The sequence below is a fragment of the Cytophaga sp. genome (assembly GCF_051961495.1).
In the GTDB taxonomy this organism is placed as follows: domain Bacteria; phylum Bacteroidota; class Bacteroidia; order Cytophagales; family Cytophagaceae; genus Cytophaga.
Genome location: NZ_JBQCDF010000084.1, coordinates 1 through 15,213, shown reverse-complemented (window position 1 = coordinate 15,213; position 15,213 = coordinate 1). Strand labels below are relative to the sequence as shown.

13 protein-coding genes are annotated in these 15,213 nt (G+C 41.5%); 4 read left to right on the top strand and 9 right to left on the bottom strand.

Annotation, left to right across the window (positions count from 1 at the left end; all coding sequences use genetic code 11):
• Positions 1–1,341, bottom strand: a 1,341-nt coding sequence (gene fumC, locus ACTHJT_RS03895) for a class II fumarate hydratase (RefSeq protein ID WP_440236493.1), incomplete at its 3' end; no start/stop codon positions are given.
• Positions 1,342–1,485: 144 nt separating this feature from the next.
• Here fumC and ACTHJT_RS03890 point away from each other — a divergent pair.
• On the top strand, positions 1,486–1,896 hold the full coding sequence (locus ACTHJT_RS03890; protein ID WP_440236491.1) for an FKBP-type peptidyl-prolyl cis-trans isomerase: 411 nt from the start codon (positions 1,486–1,488) through the stop codon (positions 1,894–1,896).
• A gap of 366 nt (positions 1,897–2,262) precedes the next feature.
• Positions 2,263–2,673, top strand: coding sequence for an FKBP-type peptidyl-prolyl cis-trans isomerase (locus ACTHJT_RS03885; RefSeq protein ID WP_440236489.1), 411 nt, complete (start codon positions 2,263–2,265; stop codon positions 2,671–2,673).
• A gap of 47 nt (positions 2,674–2,720) precedes the next feature.
• Here the strand turns inward: ACTHJT_RS03885 and corA are convergent, their stop codons facing one another.
• Together corA and ACTHJT_RS03875 are read right to left on the bottom strand one after the other, a co-directional pair.
• Entirely contained in the window at positions 2,721–3,773 is a 1,053-nt protein-coding gene (gene corA / locus ACTHJT_RS03880; protein WP_440236487.1) for a magnesium/cobalt transporter CorA, read from the bottom strand.
• A gap of 59 nt (positions 3,774–3,832) precedes the next feature.
• A complete protein-coding gene (locus ACTHJT_RS03875; protein ID WP_440236486.1) occupies positions 3,833–4,300 on the bottom strand; it encodes a hypothetical protein in 468 nt (155 codons plus the stop codon).
• Positions 4,301–4,458: 158 nt separating this feature from the next.
• Between ACTHJT_RS03875 and ACTHJT_RS03870 the strand changes: the two genes are divergently transcribed.
• On the top strand, positions 4,459–7,686 hold the full coding sequence (locus ACTHJT_RS03870; RefSeq protein WP_440236485.1) for a caspase family protein: 3,228 nt from the start codon (positions 4,459–4,461) through the stop codon (positions 7,684–7,686).
• 131 nt (positions 7,687–7,817) lie between these two features.
• Here ACTHJT_RS03870 and ACTHJT_RS03865 read toward each other — a convergent pair whose 3' ends face one another.
• The 3 genes from ACTHJT_RS03865 to ACTHJT_RS03855 all read right to left on the bottom strand — a co-directional run bounded on the left by ACTHJT_RS03865 (position 7,818) and on the right by ACTHJT_RS03855 (position 9,652).
• Positions 7,818–8,351: a DUF4468 domain-containing protein gene (locus ACTHJT_RS03865; RefSeq protein WP_440236483.1), complete on the bottom strand. Its 534-nt coding sequence runs from the start codon at positions 8,349–8,351 to the stop codon at positions 7,818–7,820.
• Between the two features lie 128 nt (positions 8,352–8,479).
• Positions 8,480–8,989: a DUF5684 domain-containing protein gene (locus ACTHJT_RS03860; RefSeq protein WP_440236482.1), complete on the bottom strand. Its 510-nt coding sequence runs from the start codon at positions 8,987–8,989 to the stop codon at positions 8,480–8,482.
• A 141-nt stretch (positions 8,990–9,130) separates the two neighbouring features.
• On the bottom strand, positions 9,131–9,652 hold the full coding sequence (locus ACTHJT_RS03855; protein ID WP_440236481.1) for a gamma carbonic anhydrase family protein: 522 nt from the start codon (positions 9,650–9,652) through the stop codon (positions 9,131–9,133).
• Between the two features lie 197 nt (positions 9,653–9,849).
• Here ACTHJT_RS03855 and polA point away from each other — a divergent pair, with 197 nt between their 5' ends.
• Positions 9,850–12,690, top strand: a complete 2,841-nt coding sequence (gene polA, locus ACTHJT_RS03850; protein ID WP_440236480.1) for a DNA polymerase I — start codon at positions 9,850–9,852, stop codon at positions 12,688–12,690.
• 3 nt (positions 12,691–12,693) lie between these two features.
• Here the strand turns inward: polA and ACTHJT_RS03845 are convergent, their stop codons facing one another.
• From ACTHJT_RS03845 to ACTHJT_RS03835, 3 genes are all read right to left on the bottom strand, one after another.
• On the bottom strand, positions 12,694–13,143 hold the full coding sequence (locus ACTHJT_RS03845; protein WP_440236479.1) for a hypothetical protein: 450 nt from the start codon (positions 13,141–13,143) through the stop codon (positions 12,694–12,696).
• A gap of 95 nt (positions 13,144–13,238) precedes the next feature.
• Positions 13,239–14,201 (bottom strand): PorP/SprF family type IX secretion system membrane protein, encoded by a 963-nt coding sequence (locus tag ACTHJT_RS03840; RefSeq protein WP_440236478.1) that lies wholly within the window; start codon positions 14,199–14,201, stop codon positions 13,239–13,241.
• Between the two features lie 145 nt (positions 14,202–14,346).
• The coding region (locus tag ACTHJT_RS03835; RefSeq protein WP_440236476.1) for a gliding motility-associated C-terminal domain-containing protein at positions 14,347–15,213 on the bottom strand (867 nt) is incomplete at its 5' end.

Genomic DNA, 15,213 nt, shown 5'->3' with positions numbered 1-15,213 from the left:
TACATAGCCTAAAGCCAAAGCTGCCTCTCTCAGGGTAAGCGAATTTTTATGTGCATGCTTTGCAATCTGCGCGGCCTTATCATAACCTATATGTGTATTCAATGCCGTAACCAGCATCAGCGAGTTCTCTAAATTCTGCTGAATACGTTTGTGATTGGGCTCAATACCAACGGCACATTTTTCATTGAATGAGCGGCACGCATCCCCGAGCAAACGTGCGGATTGCAGAAAGTTATAAATGATCACCGGCTTAAAAACATTCAGTTCAAAATGCCCCATGGATCCGCCGATACCAATGGCAACATCATTTCCCATGACCTGCGCGCAAACCATGGTCATAGCTTCTACCTGTGTAGGGTTTACTTTACCCGGCATGATTGATGAGCCGGGCTCATTATCCGGAATGAGTATTTCCCCGATGCCGCAGCGCGGACCTGATGCCAGCATGCGCACATCGTTGGCAATTTTCATCAGACTAACCGCAGCAGTTTTTAATGCGGCATGCGCCTCCACAAGGGCATCGTGTGTAGCCAATGCTTCAAACTTATTAGGTGCAGTAACAAAAGGAAGTCCTGTAAGAACGGCAATGTGTTTCGCAACAAGTACATCATACCCTTCCGGTGTATTGATGCCCGTACCCACGGCTGTACCGCCAAGCGCCAGTTCTGCAAGATGCTTCAGAGTATGTTGAATGGTTTGCTGCGCATAAGCCAGCTGTGCAGCATAGCCGGAAAACTCCTGCCCTAAGGTTAAAGGCGTTGCATCCATGAAATGCGTACGACCAATTTTTACGATGGCAGAAAATTGTTCTGATTTATTTTTTAATGTCTGCCGCAATTGCTCCATTCCCGTTAAAGTCGAATGTATTAGCATGGTATATGCGGCAATATGCATGGCCGTCGGGAAGGTATCGTTCGAAGATTGTGATTTGTTTACATCGTCATTGGGATGTATATGTTTTTTTTCATCTGTCAGATTTCCACCCAGCAATACGTGCCCACGATTCGCGATTACTTCATTTACATTCATATTGCTTTGCGTACCCGAACCGGTCTGCCATACAACCAATGGAAACTGATCATCGAGTTTGCCGGCAATAATTTCATCGCAAACCGTTTGAATGATTTCCGCTTTATCTTTTGGTAATACACCCAGTTCTAGATTCGTCTGCGCAGCCGCTTTTTTCAAAATAGCAAAGGCATATATGATTTCAATGGGCATGTGTGTAGACAGTCCGCCGATCTTGAAATTATCAATGGAACGTTGTGTTTGTGCCCCCCAGTATTTATCCGCTGGTACGGCTACTTCACCCATCGTGTCCTTTTCAATACGTGTTGTCATAAAAATTCCCTCTTTTGTTACTCTATTCAATATCCTGAGTTTTTTTTAATTCCTGAAATAAATCTTCTTAATATTATAGAGATGAACTGGCCGGAACGAAAAACGATCGTCACCGTTAAAACAATATTAACCAACTTACAAACCATGAAAAAAATCCTTTCAGCACTATTCTGTATCGGAGCGTTGTTGCTTACCGGTATAAACGCTTCTGCAAGCGACACATTAACCACTGCAGGTGGTATTAAATATATTCGTGTAAAGGCCGGCGATGGCATTCATCCGGTTGCCGGACAAAGCGTTAAGGTTATTTATAGCCGTTTATCTTCAACCGGCAGAGTTGTTGAGACTAATACGGGTGGTAAACCGTTCAAATTTCAGGTAGACAATCATGAAGTTATTCCGGGCTGGGACGAAGCAGTGAAACAAATGAGTAAAGGCGAAAAGTGGTACTGCATTATTCCTCCGGAACTTGGTTATGGTAAAAAGGGCGTTGAAGGCTTAATTGCACCTAATTCCACCTTATATTTTTACATTGAAATCGTTGATATTAAATAAACTTTAATTCATTCTGCCGATATCAAAAGCGTCTCTTTATAAAAGAGACGCTTTTTTTAATGTCTGATCTGGTTAGATAAATCATTTTTTATACCCGCCAAAATCCTGATCGATGTACTCCAATATGCTCCTCAAACCTTAAAAACTGCATTTAAATGTTCAAACACCTATTTTTAAAGATTGATAGAATTCGATAATTTGAATACCCACATGTACTTTTGGGGTAATTTTAAAACCCCATTTAAATCATTTTTGACCAGTTTTAATGTAAGATTATTTACAAATGTTAAATAACGTCTTAACAATTGTAAACGTTAAATCCACCAAGTAAATGTTCAAACACGAAATGTAAACTGATCGAATCATATGAAAAAGTTCCTACTCCCAATTCTTCTTATCGGAGGCTTTATATTAACTGCCTTCACTGCTTCAGCTGCTGATACATTAACAACTGCTAATGGTATTAAATACGTCTCTATAAGACCCGGTAACGGCGTCCATCCCACTTCTATGCAAACAGTGAAATTTGTTTATGCCAGAAGATCAGAAACAGGAAGAGTGGTTGAATCAAATGAACTTGGTAAACCGATTTCTTTCAAGGTTGATAAAAACAATTTTATCGATGGTTTGGATGAAATTGTAAAACACATGAGCGAAGGTGAGAAATTCTACTGTATTATTCCCCCTCACTTAGGCCATGGAAAAAAAGGTGTAGACGGGCAAATCGCTCCTGATGCTACGCTTTATTATTACATTGAAATTCTTGATGTCGAATAATAATTGATTCATCCCATGTAAACCGCTTTTTACATGGGATGAATTTTTTACAACCATTTTTTCCGCTGGAAATACGCGATCATTCCAATTGCAATGCCAACACAAACCCCAATAACAACATAATAGCCATTTGGATTATGCAGTTCGGGCATATTGTCAAAATTCATTCCATACAAACCAGTAATAAATGCCAGCGGCATGAAAATCGTTGATATGATGGTAAGCACTTTCATTACACTATTCATTCGGTTACTTACTGAAGACAGATAAACATCTACAATGCCGGAAAGGATATCGCGGGTTGATTCTACCGTTTCAATCACTTGTATGGTGTGATCGTAAACATCGCGCAGGAATGGCTTTACCTCTTCGCTGATCATGCAGCATTCATCACGTTCAAGCTTAACAATTACTTCGCGCAGCGGCCAGACAGATTTGCGTAAATAAATTAACTCTCTTCTGAATTTATATAATTCTTTTAATTTCTCCGGAGCCGGATTTGACAACATTTCCTGCTCAATGATCTCAAGCTTGTCGCCAACATATTCCATAATCACAAAATAATGATCGACAATGGTATCCAATAAGCTGTACAATAAATAATCGCTACCCATGCGACGCATCCGGCCTTTGTTCAGACGCAGTCGTTCTCTGTTAGGATCAAAGACATCACCTGCTTTATTTTTTTCCTGAAAGGACAAGATCAGATTTTTGAAAACGACAAAACTGACCTGCTCGGCATAAATACTTTCTGAGGCTTCATCTGCACGGATCATTTTTGCTGTTAAAAATAAACAGTTGTCGTAATCATCCATCTTGGGCCGCTGTTCGGCGCTGGCAACATCTTCCATCAGCAAGGGGTGCAGGTTATATTTCTTTTCTATCTGCAACAACTGGTTGGGGTTGTTTACACCGTCAATGTTATACCAATACACCTGTTTATCGTCTGCAGCAGGCACAACCATGTCATCAACAGAAGCAACCTTGCATTCCTCAATTTCTGTTTCGCTGAAACGGATCAGGGAAATTTCCGCATCTTCCGATTCGTTTGTATGTTCAAAACCACTCAGCTCGCCGGGTGATAGGCCTGGCTTTCGCAATTTATGTTTAGTTTTTTTCCTGATCTTTATCTGCATAAACGACTAATTAAATGATTGAATCAAAACCCACGGAACAACGGCCTGTTTGCTGTGATGGTGCCGAAATTCCATGGAATTGAAAAGAGAATAATCAACACCGCAACTGTAAACCAGATTGCCATCGTTTTGAATTTTCCCTGGTCGGTTAATTTACGCTTACTTTTAACGGAGGCAACAGTAATTAAAACAACAGCCGTGATCATCATAAGCGAATGTTCCATACCGAAAAACCGGAATTCTTTATCATGAACGGCTTCTTTGAAGTTGCTGAAAAAATATCTGATCACCGGACTGATGGTATATAAAACAATTCCGATCAATGCCTGTATATGAACAACCGAAAGTGTTACAATACGCAACATATGATCGGTACCTGTAAACGGTTTGTTGCCCAGCCAACCATAATAACTGCGGACAAGTGTAAAAAGCACGGTTGCAAGAACTGCCCAGCGCAAAGTAGAATGTGAAAGCAAAAGTATGTAATGCATATTGTTTTTCGATTTATAACTAAAATACTTTAAAAAATAATCAGTAGCGGTATAAGGCCTGAAAAATATTTATTTCTATTCTTCGGATATACATTGAATACCAGGCATTTCAAATCTTTTCTCTAACTTACTTCCACATAAAATAGATGTATATTAATATGAAATCGTTATTTGTGTTTTTAACTTTTTTCTTCTGCAAAAACTTATTTGCACAGACGCCAATCACAAAACTTGAAACGGTGATTCAAAAGGGACATTCTGCTGCTGTAAAAGCTGTAGCGATAAGTCCTGACGGAAAGATTGCAGCTACCGGCAGCCGCGATAAAACAGTCAAGCTGTGGGACTACCAGACAGGCATGGAGATCCGTAGTCTGATGGGACATGAGCATACCGTGAATGGTTTATCTTTCAGTCAGGATGGCAAATACCTCGCAACCAGCAGTGCCGACGGAACCGCCCGTGTATGGGATATTTTAACGGGTAAAGAAATTTTTACTTCTCCCAAAAGTGAAACGTATATCACCGATGTTGCTTTTAATCCGGATGGCAAGTCATTCATATATGCTGGTTACCCTGATTCAGCTTCTATCTATAGCATCCCTGCAGGCAAGTTACTGAAGCGTATTCCTGTGAACGCAGACCAGGGTTCGCAATATGGCATCAGCTTAGAATACAGTAACGACGGGAAATGGCTGGCAATCGGAGAAGATAATAAAACAGCCAGCGTATACCGCACATCAAACTGGGAACTGGTATATACCTTAAAACCTGCGGAAGGCTGGTGCGGAGGCTGCGGCACGTACCTTAAATTCAGTCCGGATAATAAATACCTTTTCAAACTTTCACATAACGACAAGTTATCTCAATACGATCTGACCAGCGGTACACTTGTCAAAACCTACGGCGAAGAGGTTGACTATCTCCGCGGATTGTCCGTTTCAAAAGATGGATTGAATGTATTTGCAGCAACCGATAGTACGCTATCCAAATTTTCTGTGTCATCAAAAGCTGTGGCTTCATACAAACTACCGGACTTCGCAACTGTTAACGAAATTGTACTCTCGCTGGATGAAAAAGAAATTCTTGTAGCGTCTGATAACATGACTGCCTGGGCCATGGAAACTGCTTCGGGCAAAATCACGAAAAGATACCAGGGGGCATTACAGGAGCAAGACAAAGGTGGCATCAACTACAATGAAGATAATTACTGGGAACATCGCATAGCACGCTTTCTTCGCCTGAAAAATGAATTGCTCCTGACCAAAGACGATAAATCTTTTATTACAGGTAAAACAGGTGTCAACGCCATTCAATGGAATATTTCAACCGGTGCGCCAAGCAAATTGTATGAGGGCCATAGCAAAGCAGTAATCAGTATGGATCAATCTGCAGACGGCGCTGTACTTGCTACCGCCGATGGTGCCGGAGAAGTTCTTTTATGGAACACAAAAACAGGAGCATTGATCAACCGCATGAAACCTCACCGTGAACCGATCTTTGATGTATCGGTAAGTCGTGACGGACAATACGTATCAACCGCATCGTGGGATGGATATATTGCGGTATACAACACCGAAACAGCGGAACTGTCTTCAGAGATTGACCTGAAAGAAACTGCCTGTTACAGCATTTCCTTTACACCAAATGGTTTGTACCTACTGTGCGGCATGCTGAATAACGCTCTTGAACTGCGCGAACCGGATACTAAACAGACTGTATTGACTTTTGTCGGCCATACAGACGTGGTCTCTTCCATTGCCTTCGGCACAGATCCGAATAAAGCATTAACGGCTTCCTGGGACGGTACTGCACGGATATGGGACATAACAACCGGCATGATGATTCAGAAATTCAAAGGCGCGCGCGGCATGCTGCACAGTGCCATATATACTGCTGATGCAAAACGCATCATCACAGGTGGTAGTGATCGTATCATCCGCATCTGGGATATTCAATCCGGCCAGGTAGTAAAAACATTAACCGGCCATCAGGCAGAAGTCAGTTCCTTGTCGCTCAGCAAAGACGGGAAGATGCTGGTATCTTACGGTGCTGATGGGGTAGTTAAATGCTGGAACCTGGAATCAGGACTTGAATTCTATGAACATGTTCACATCAGTTCCCGTGAATGGATGGCACGCACGCCTCAGGGCTACTTCAGCGCTACAGAAAAAGCACGCTCTGATATTCACTTTGTAAAAGGCATGGATGTTTATGCTCCTGACCAGTTCTTTGAATACTACAGACCGGATCTGATTCAACAGCTCTTTGTAAACCGCGGTTCTTCGCCAACCGGCATGGGACAGGATGTTGACAACACGTTACAGCTTTCACCGCCGCCAATCGTTAAACTCGCCTGCATACAATCTGAAGATGGCTTACAGGTATCTGTAAATATTAAAGTCATTGATGAAGGCGGTGGTTTAAGTGAAATACGCTTGTCGCACAACGGAAAAAACATGCCGGTATCTTTTGATTCGGGAAAACTTACTCCGGGAAAAGGCAATTACACCGTCTATACAACAACAGCCAGCCTGGTGAAAGGAACGAATCAATTCAGCGTAGTCGGAATCAGCAAAGGAAAAATCGAATCGGCAGCCATAACCGTTTCTGTATTCTCCGAAAAAGCGCCGAGCGCTGCGGTTTGTCATGTGTTTGTGATTGGTGTCGATAAATACAAAAACCCTGCATACACATTAAACTATGCACGTGCAGATGCTGAATCGTTTGCAGAATCTGTAAAAAAGAACGGCGCAACCTTATATCAGAAAGTGAAAATCCATGCGCTTTATGACGCCGCTGCAACCCGCCAGAATGTGCTTGATACGTTAAAGAGCCTTGAGAATCATGTATCGATCAATGATGTATTTATTTTTTATTATGCAGGTCACGGCTGCATGGTAGATCAGAATTTCTTTTTCATACCGGTAGAATGTATCAGCATGTACCAGGCCACCAGTGCCAATGCACTATCTGCGGAGACCATGCAGGCTGGCTTTAAAAATATCAAAGCACTGAAACAGATCATCATCATGGATGCCTGCCAGTCGGGTGGTTCCGTTGAGATCCTTGCCATGCGTGGTGCCAGTGAAGAAAAAGCTTTTGCCCAGCTTTCACGCGGCGCAGGCATACATGTGCTGGCATCTGCAGGCAGTGAGCAGAATGCAAAGGAAATCCTTGAATTGAAACATGGCTTGTTTACATACGTACTGCTGGATGCTTTAAATGGCAAGGCCGACGGTGCTCCTAAAGACGGTAAGATTACGATCTATGAATTGAAATCGTACCTGGATGACCAGGTACCGGAACTTAACGCCAAGTACAGCGGCAAACTTCAGTTCCCATATACGTTCTCACGCGGCAGTGATTTCCCGATCGTGCTGGAGTAATACTGCCAGTTACTAGTTCTCAGGTTCCAGACAAAATAAAAAACGCAGTGGAAAGAATATCTCCACTGCGTTTTTTATTTTGTCTTTGTCTTTGTTTTTTTTGGAATTTGGAGTTTGGAATTTCACTTGTCCTACCAATCTTCTTCTGTTTTTACAAATCCTTTTTCCATGAATAATTTCAGGTCTGCTAATACTTTGTCGATTTCAGCTTTTACCTGGGTTGTTGTTTCCCCTTTGTTCTGGCTGGTCATCTTCGCATATGCCTGCTCCAACGGAATCTGTGTTTTAACTCCGGAAGCTGTTTTGTAAAACATAAAATCTGTGATCGTTACTCTATACTTGCCTTCTTTTTGGTTCAGCGTGATCGTATAAGAAACATTGTTTTGCGATTTATATTTGAAATCGTAAGTCAGGTTCACATTAAAGCTTGCATTGGTTGCCACCGTATAACTTACTTTACTGTCGACAGTAAAGGATTCAATTTTATAATAGTGGGCCAGCCAGCGTTTGCAGCGATCAAACATATCATCACGGCTTATACTATCCAGCGGAACAGTTTCCTGCCAGGTAACTTTGTTTGTGGTAGCGTCAATTGGCAACGCGCTTTGTGCCTGAGACAAAATGCTGAATCCCAATACGGCAACTAATCCAATTAAATATCTCATACGGTATAGATTTAAGTTTTTAATAATACTACAATTATCAAGCCTATTCAAATTTTGCCTGAAAAATATACAAACAAAATAGGCCACGCTTCCGGCGGGACCTTTTAAAATACTTTTGTAATTCAGAATTATATATCACTATCTAATGCACCTGAACCTTGGTCCGTAGGAACACCATTCGGACCTACGTATACGATTGACTTGTCAAACGCAAGGATTGCATGGAAAATCGGGCTTAAGAAAATTAATCCCAATGCAAAACCGGTTCCTTTTCCAAAGGATTTTGCAAGTGAAACATTCATCTTAATCAGGAATACAATGATTCCGACGATAGGTAAAAATATCCAGAGGATGTTCCAAAGCGATCTTCCGATAAACTGGAACAGCACATAGATATTGTAGTATGGAACAATTGATTCCCATCCTTTTCTGCCTGCTTTTTCAAAAATAATCCAATTGCAGACAATCATAAAAATCATCATTGCAATAAAGAATATCAGAATACCAATGAACGCTGCGCCCATTGCCTGTATCATGGTTGCCATAAGATCTGCATCCTGCTGAGATAAGCCTGCTGATGTAGTTGTAATAATTGTGTCTGAACTTGCGCTGTAATCAACAACTTGTGTAGAATCCATAAGAATAAAATTTGGTTATAGTTTTAAAATATTAAATATGTTGCATTGTCTCTTACGCAGGATTTATGAAATAGTTTGAAAAAAGGTACTTGTTTTTAAGTAAGTTTTACGGAAAAATCATATTTGTTGAAAAGTTAGCCATTATTCTTCGTCCTTAAACCAGCCGGAATACATGACATAATTATTGGAAATCCGCTCAATAATAGTCTTAAAATGTTCCGGCGTTAAATCCTTCACCTTTTTTGCCGGCACGCCCGCATACAAAGAACCGCTTTCTACCCGCGTGCCTTCGAGTAAAACAGAGCCTGCGGCTATCAATGAATTCTTTTCTATATAACAACGATCCATTACAATGGCCCCCATGCCTATGAGTACGTTTTCTTCAACCGTACAACCATGCACAATTGCATTATGGCCAATGGATACATTATCACCAATCACCGTAGCATGCTTTTCAAACGTACAATGGATACAGGCCCCATCCTGAATATTAACCTTATTGCCAATCTTAATATAATTCACATCTCCGCGAATCACTGCATTAAACCAAACACTGCACGATTCTCCCATTTCAACTTCACCAACAATGGTTGCATTTTCCGCAAGCCAGCAATTAGCGCCAAACACCGGCTTCTTTCCACGAACTCCTCTTATAAGTGCCATAAATGTATCTCTTTTATCTTGTTCAAAAATATAAAATATTTGGTAAGTCTTCAGGCATAAATTTAAATAACCGTTATGCCCTGCTGAGACCTGTTATCTGTTCTATTTATTGACTAACTTGAAATTCTAAAATGTATCCGGACGAGTATTACAGTCTGCTCTGTAATACTGCGCAACAATATATTAATTGACTACGCATGAAAAAATTGTTTTTATTGGATGCCATGGCACTAATCTATCGTGCCCACTTTGCTTTTAGTAAAAATCCCCGCATTACATCCACCGGCATCAGCACCGGTGCTGTGTTTGGTTTTACAAACAGTCTTCTTGAAATATTACTGAAGGAAAAACCTACGCACATTGGTGTTGCTTTTGACCTGCACGGGCCTACATTCCGTCACGATAACTTTACTGAATACAAAGCCAACCGCCAGGAACAGCCTGAAGATATTACTACAGCGATACCTTACATCTACCGCTTGCTGGAAGGTATGAATATTCCTATCCTTGGTGTACCCGGTTATGAAGCCGATGATATCGTTGGTACATTTTCAAAAGTTGCGCCGCCACTGGGTTTTGATGTTTACATGATGACGATGGATAAGGATTACATGCAGCTTGTAAACGAGCATGTGTTCCTGTATCGTCCGGCATATATGGGCAATGAAGTCGAGATCTATGATATCAAAAAAGTATTGGAGCGCTTTAATATTCAGCACGTAGACCAGGTGCGCGATATCCTGGGTCTGCAGGGTGATACCGTCGACAACATTCCGGGTATCCCCGGCATTGGAGAGAAAACGGCCCAGAAGTTGATTGCAGAATTCGGGTCGGTCGAAAACCTGATCAAAAATGCAGACCAGCTAAAAGGAAAACAAAAGGAAAACGTAATCAACTTTGCCGACCAGGGTCTGCTATCAAAAGAGCTGGCAACGATCCACTGCGAAGTTCCTATTGCGTTTGATGAAGAAGCGCTTCGCGTAAAAGAATATAATGTTGAAGCATTAGACAGATTGTTTGATGAATTAGAATTCCGGACATTAAAAAAACGTTTGTTCGGAAATACAGCAACGACTGCTGAACCTGAAAAAAAGCCGGAAAGTAAACCTGCTAAAAAAACTTCACCCACTGCTGCAAGCGGACAAATGGGGCTCTTTGGCATGGAGGCCGCAGAGACTGTTGCCGCCGAAATCAATGATAAAGGTGAAGTAACAGAAACGGTTGTGCGTGATTCAATCGATACCGTACTGCATGATTACTATACAGTAGAATCAGAAACTGATATTATTCGCCTCAACAACTTACTTTTGCTGCAGGAGTCTTTCTGCTTTGATACTGAAACGACTTCCCTTAATGCACTTGAGGCCGAACTTGTAGGCCTTGCTATTTCATTTCAAAAACACGAAGCGTATTATATTCCTCTTACCAGCGACCAGATTCGTACGAAGAAAATACTGGACATGCTGCAGCCTGCATTCAGTAATACTTCTATCACTAAAGTCGGTCAGAATTTGAAGTACGACCTACTGGTATTAAAGAAATATGAGTTCCTGGTTGCAGGTCCGTTGTTTGATACCATGCTTGCACATTACCTGCTCGAACCTGAAATGCGCCACGGTATGGATACGCTTGCAGAAGTTTATCTGAACTATAGTCCGGTTTCCATTGAACAGCTGATCGGTAAGAAAGGTGTGAAGCAAAGCAACATGCGCGATGTAGACATTAAAGCAATTACGGAATATGCTGCTGAAGATGCAGACATTACTTATCAGTTATATAATTTCTTTAACCCGTTAATTAAAGATCAAAAACTTGAATCTTTATTTAACAATGTTGAAATGCCGCTCAGCGAAGTACTTGCAGACATGGAGCTGAACGGAGTAAAAATTGATACACAGGCGCTGGCTGAATTCTCTGCATTGCTGCAGACAGAAATTTCTTCTGTCGAAAAACAAATCTACCTGCACGCCGGAACAGAATTCAATATCTCTTCCCCCAAACAGCTTGGCGAAATTTTATTCGACAGATTAAAATTAGATCCCAATGCCAAAAAGACCAAGACCGGGCAATATGCAACCGGTGAAGAAGTACTTACAAAGCTCGACAGTGACCATCCTATCCTCTCAGATATTTTAAATTACAGAGAGTTCCAGAAATTAAAATCTACATATGTTGATGCGCTGCCGCAACTGCTGGGAGCAGACGGCAGGGTTCATACGTCCTTCAACCAGGCTGTTGCAGCAACCGGCCGCTTAAGTTCTACCAATCCCAATCTTCAGAATATTCCGATCCGTACCGACCGGGGAAAAGAAATCCGTCGAGCTTTTGTTGCGCGTGATCAAGACCATGTGATTTTATCTGCCGATTATTCACAGATCGAATTACGTATCATGGCAGCCTTCAGTAAAGATGAAAGTATGCTTTCCGCTTTTAAAAATGGTGTTGATATCCACAGCACTACTGCCAGCAAAGTATTCCGCGTAGCCCTTGAAGACGTAACATCAGACATGCGTCGTAAAGCAAAAATGGTAAACTTCGGGATCATCTATGGAATAAGCGCTTTTGGTTTATCACAACGCTTATCTATTCCACGTAAGGAAGCTGCTGAAATTATTACTTCGTATTTTACAGAATTTCCTGCTGTGAAATCATATATGGACAATTGCGTAAACACAGCACGTGAAGTTGAATATGTTGAAACTATTCTCGGCAGAAGAAGATTCCTGCGCGATATTAATTCCCGTAATATGACGATGCGTGGTTTTGCGGAACGGAACGCCATCAATGCTCCGATCCAGGGTAGCGCTGCTGATATGATCAAAGTTGCTATGATTAATATTCAGCATTGGATGAAAGAAGAGAATCTACAATCAAAAATGATTCTGCAGGTACATGATGAATTGCTTTTTGATGCCCATAAAGATGAACTTGATTTGTTAAAGACAAATGTTGAATCGTTCATGAAGCATGCTATACCACTGGATGTGCCAATGGAAATAGGAATCGGCATTGGAAACAACTGGCTGGAAGCACACTAAAAATTACTCCGCTACATGCTGTTCATTCTGCTTTTGTTCAGGAAATCTCTGGTAATAGATTGTAAAGATTGAGTAGACGCATTCCATGATTGCAGGGATTGAAATCAATTCCTGCTCATCATCTGTTACCAGCAAACGCTGATGGGCATGAGCATTCCTGTTATTCTTCAGTTGACGCAGCTGGTCAGCGGTTGCTTTTGAAATATATTCCAGCTGCTGAGCTTTATCAATCAATATAGAAAACTTGATTTTAGTAATTGTTTTATACTCTGCATATAAAACAATTCTGAATGCTTTTTCCAATGTCATTGCTGACACTAATAAGGCTACATTTTTTAATTGAGGCTTATCAGAAGAAACATCTAACAGATCAAAAACGATTGTACACTCGTCTTTTATTTCAGCAGGCAGATCGCTGGCTGCTATTAATTCCCTCGCTTGTTCCAGATTCATTTGCTATGAATTAAATCCTGTATAAATACTAAGAGGTCACGTTGTTTAACGTGACCTCTTAGTATAATGTAATGTCTTTATGACCGGACGATTTCTTACCAGAAGTTAGACGGACAAATAATTCTGCCTTGTGGTCTTAATCTGTAACCAATCACAATCTCATGTGAACCACCTGTGTATTTATTAATATCACTTGTGATATAATCATATGAATAGCTGATGTCAAATGTATTGTTGATGATCACACCAACCATTGCAGCAACCGCATCTCTGTTTCTGTATGAAATACCTGCCCATGCAAAATCTTTGTAACGAACCTTAGCATTGATATCAAATGAAAGCGGTGCAGGAGTTGCTCCTTTGATACAGAATGATGGAATAAAGGTAAAGTCGTAACCCAAAGGTATTCTGTAACCTGCCATAATGAAGTAATGGTGTGTTAATGAATACTGGTCTACTGAATTGCTTGATTTTGTAAATGCAAGACTTGGTGCCAGCTGAGCCATAGAAGCACCGGCATAGAATTTATCGCCATATACCCAGGCACCAACGGTGATGTCTCCCATGCCGATCTTTGAAACACCGGCTGAAATAGAAGCATCATTTGACTGGCCTGGCTGAAGTTTACCCGCATCAAGCGTAAACTGGTTGAAACCACCCATTACTCCTAAAGATGCGAATACTTTTTTGCTCATCTTTATGTGATAAGAGTATGCTCCGCTGAATGTAGTAGTAGTAGTGGGACCGATCGCATCATTGGTTATTACACCACCAACACCATGGAAACCATTCTTTTTGTTTCTACTGCGGTTATTTGTTACCAGGTGCTTACCGATATTGGTATGTGCACTCAGATACATGGTACGCGGAGATCCGTCAAAGCCTGTCCACTGCTTACGGTAACCTGCACGCATATCAGCATAATCTTCTGTCCCTGAAACTGCTGGGTTCAGCAAAAATGGGTTGATCATGTACTGCGTATATTGCGGACGCTGTTGAGCCATACCACTTAGTGCAAGCATGCTTACCAATAACACCGATAAATAATACTTCTTCATTAAACAGCTATTTATAGTTTCTAATTATTCTTGTTATTCCTGTAACTCCTAAATTATTCCGAAGGTTGCCCGGATACATTTATTTTCTATACTAATTACATGATCAGGCCCAAAAAGTAACCTGATCATGTATATTTTTTAATTATTACTTCACAATCTGTACCCAGCCTGTGTATGGCTCTGTAAAGATCTGGCTATGTAAATTGATGATGTAGAAATAGGTTCCTTCCGGTAACACTTCACCATTACGGTAATTCGATCCATCCCACTTCTTCGGATAGCCTGAGCTCTTCCAAACCAGGTTGCCCCAACGGTTGTAGATCAGGAACTCTGCGTTCGGGAAGCTCTCGATATTCTTGATTTCCCAGGTATCGTTCGTGCCATCTCCGTTAACCGTTATAACATTCGGTATTACGATTGCTTTTTCTACAAATACATTCACCTGGTCAGTGCTGCTGCAGGTATTGCTCGCATCGGCTACTTTTAACGTATACGTAATGTTCTGGTCTGCTGTAAATGTAGGTGTATTGCTGTTCACATCGCTCAGGCCTATGGCAGGTGTCCAGGTGTATAACGCACCCCCGCTGCCATTCAATCTGCCAAGGTCACCTTCCTTGATGTAGATGTCTGCTCCAGCATCTGCAACCGGTGTCGCTACTACATCCAGTGTGGCCGGCTGTGAAAGAAGGTTACATGTTCCGTTGTCTTCATTGATCGTGTACACCCCGCTGCGGTCTGCCACATACGTTGCATTTGTTGCTCCGCTGATCGCTATGCCATCTTTATACCACTGGTAGCTATTGCCAGCCCCCACTGCTGCCGTGAAGGTAAATGTGTTCGGTGAACAGATGGTCTGGTCGCCTTCATTGATTACCGGCGTAGGGATCGGTTTGATCACCATCGTGATTACATTCGATGTGAATGGGTTGGTACCAATCAGGCAGCCAAGGTTGGAAGTAAGCTGAACTTCTACTTTATCGCCATTTACAAGGCTTGTTGTCGTGAACACGTT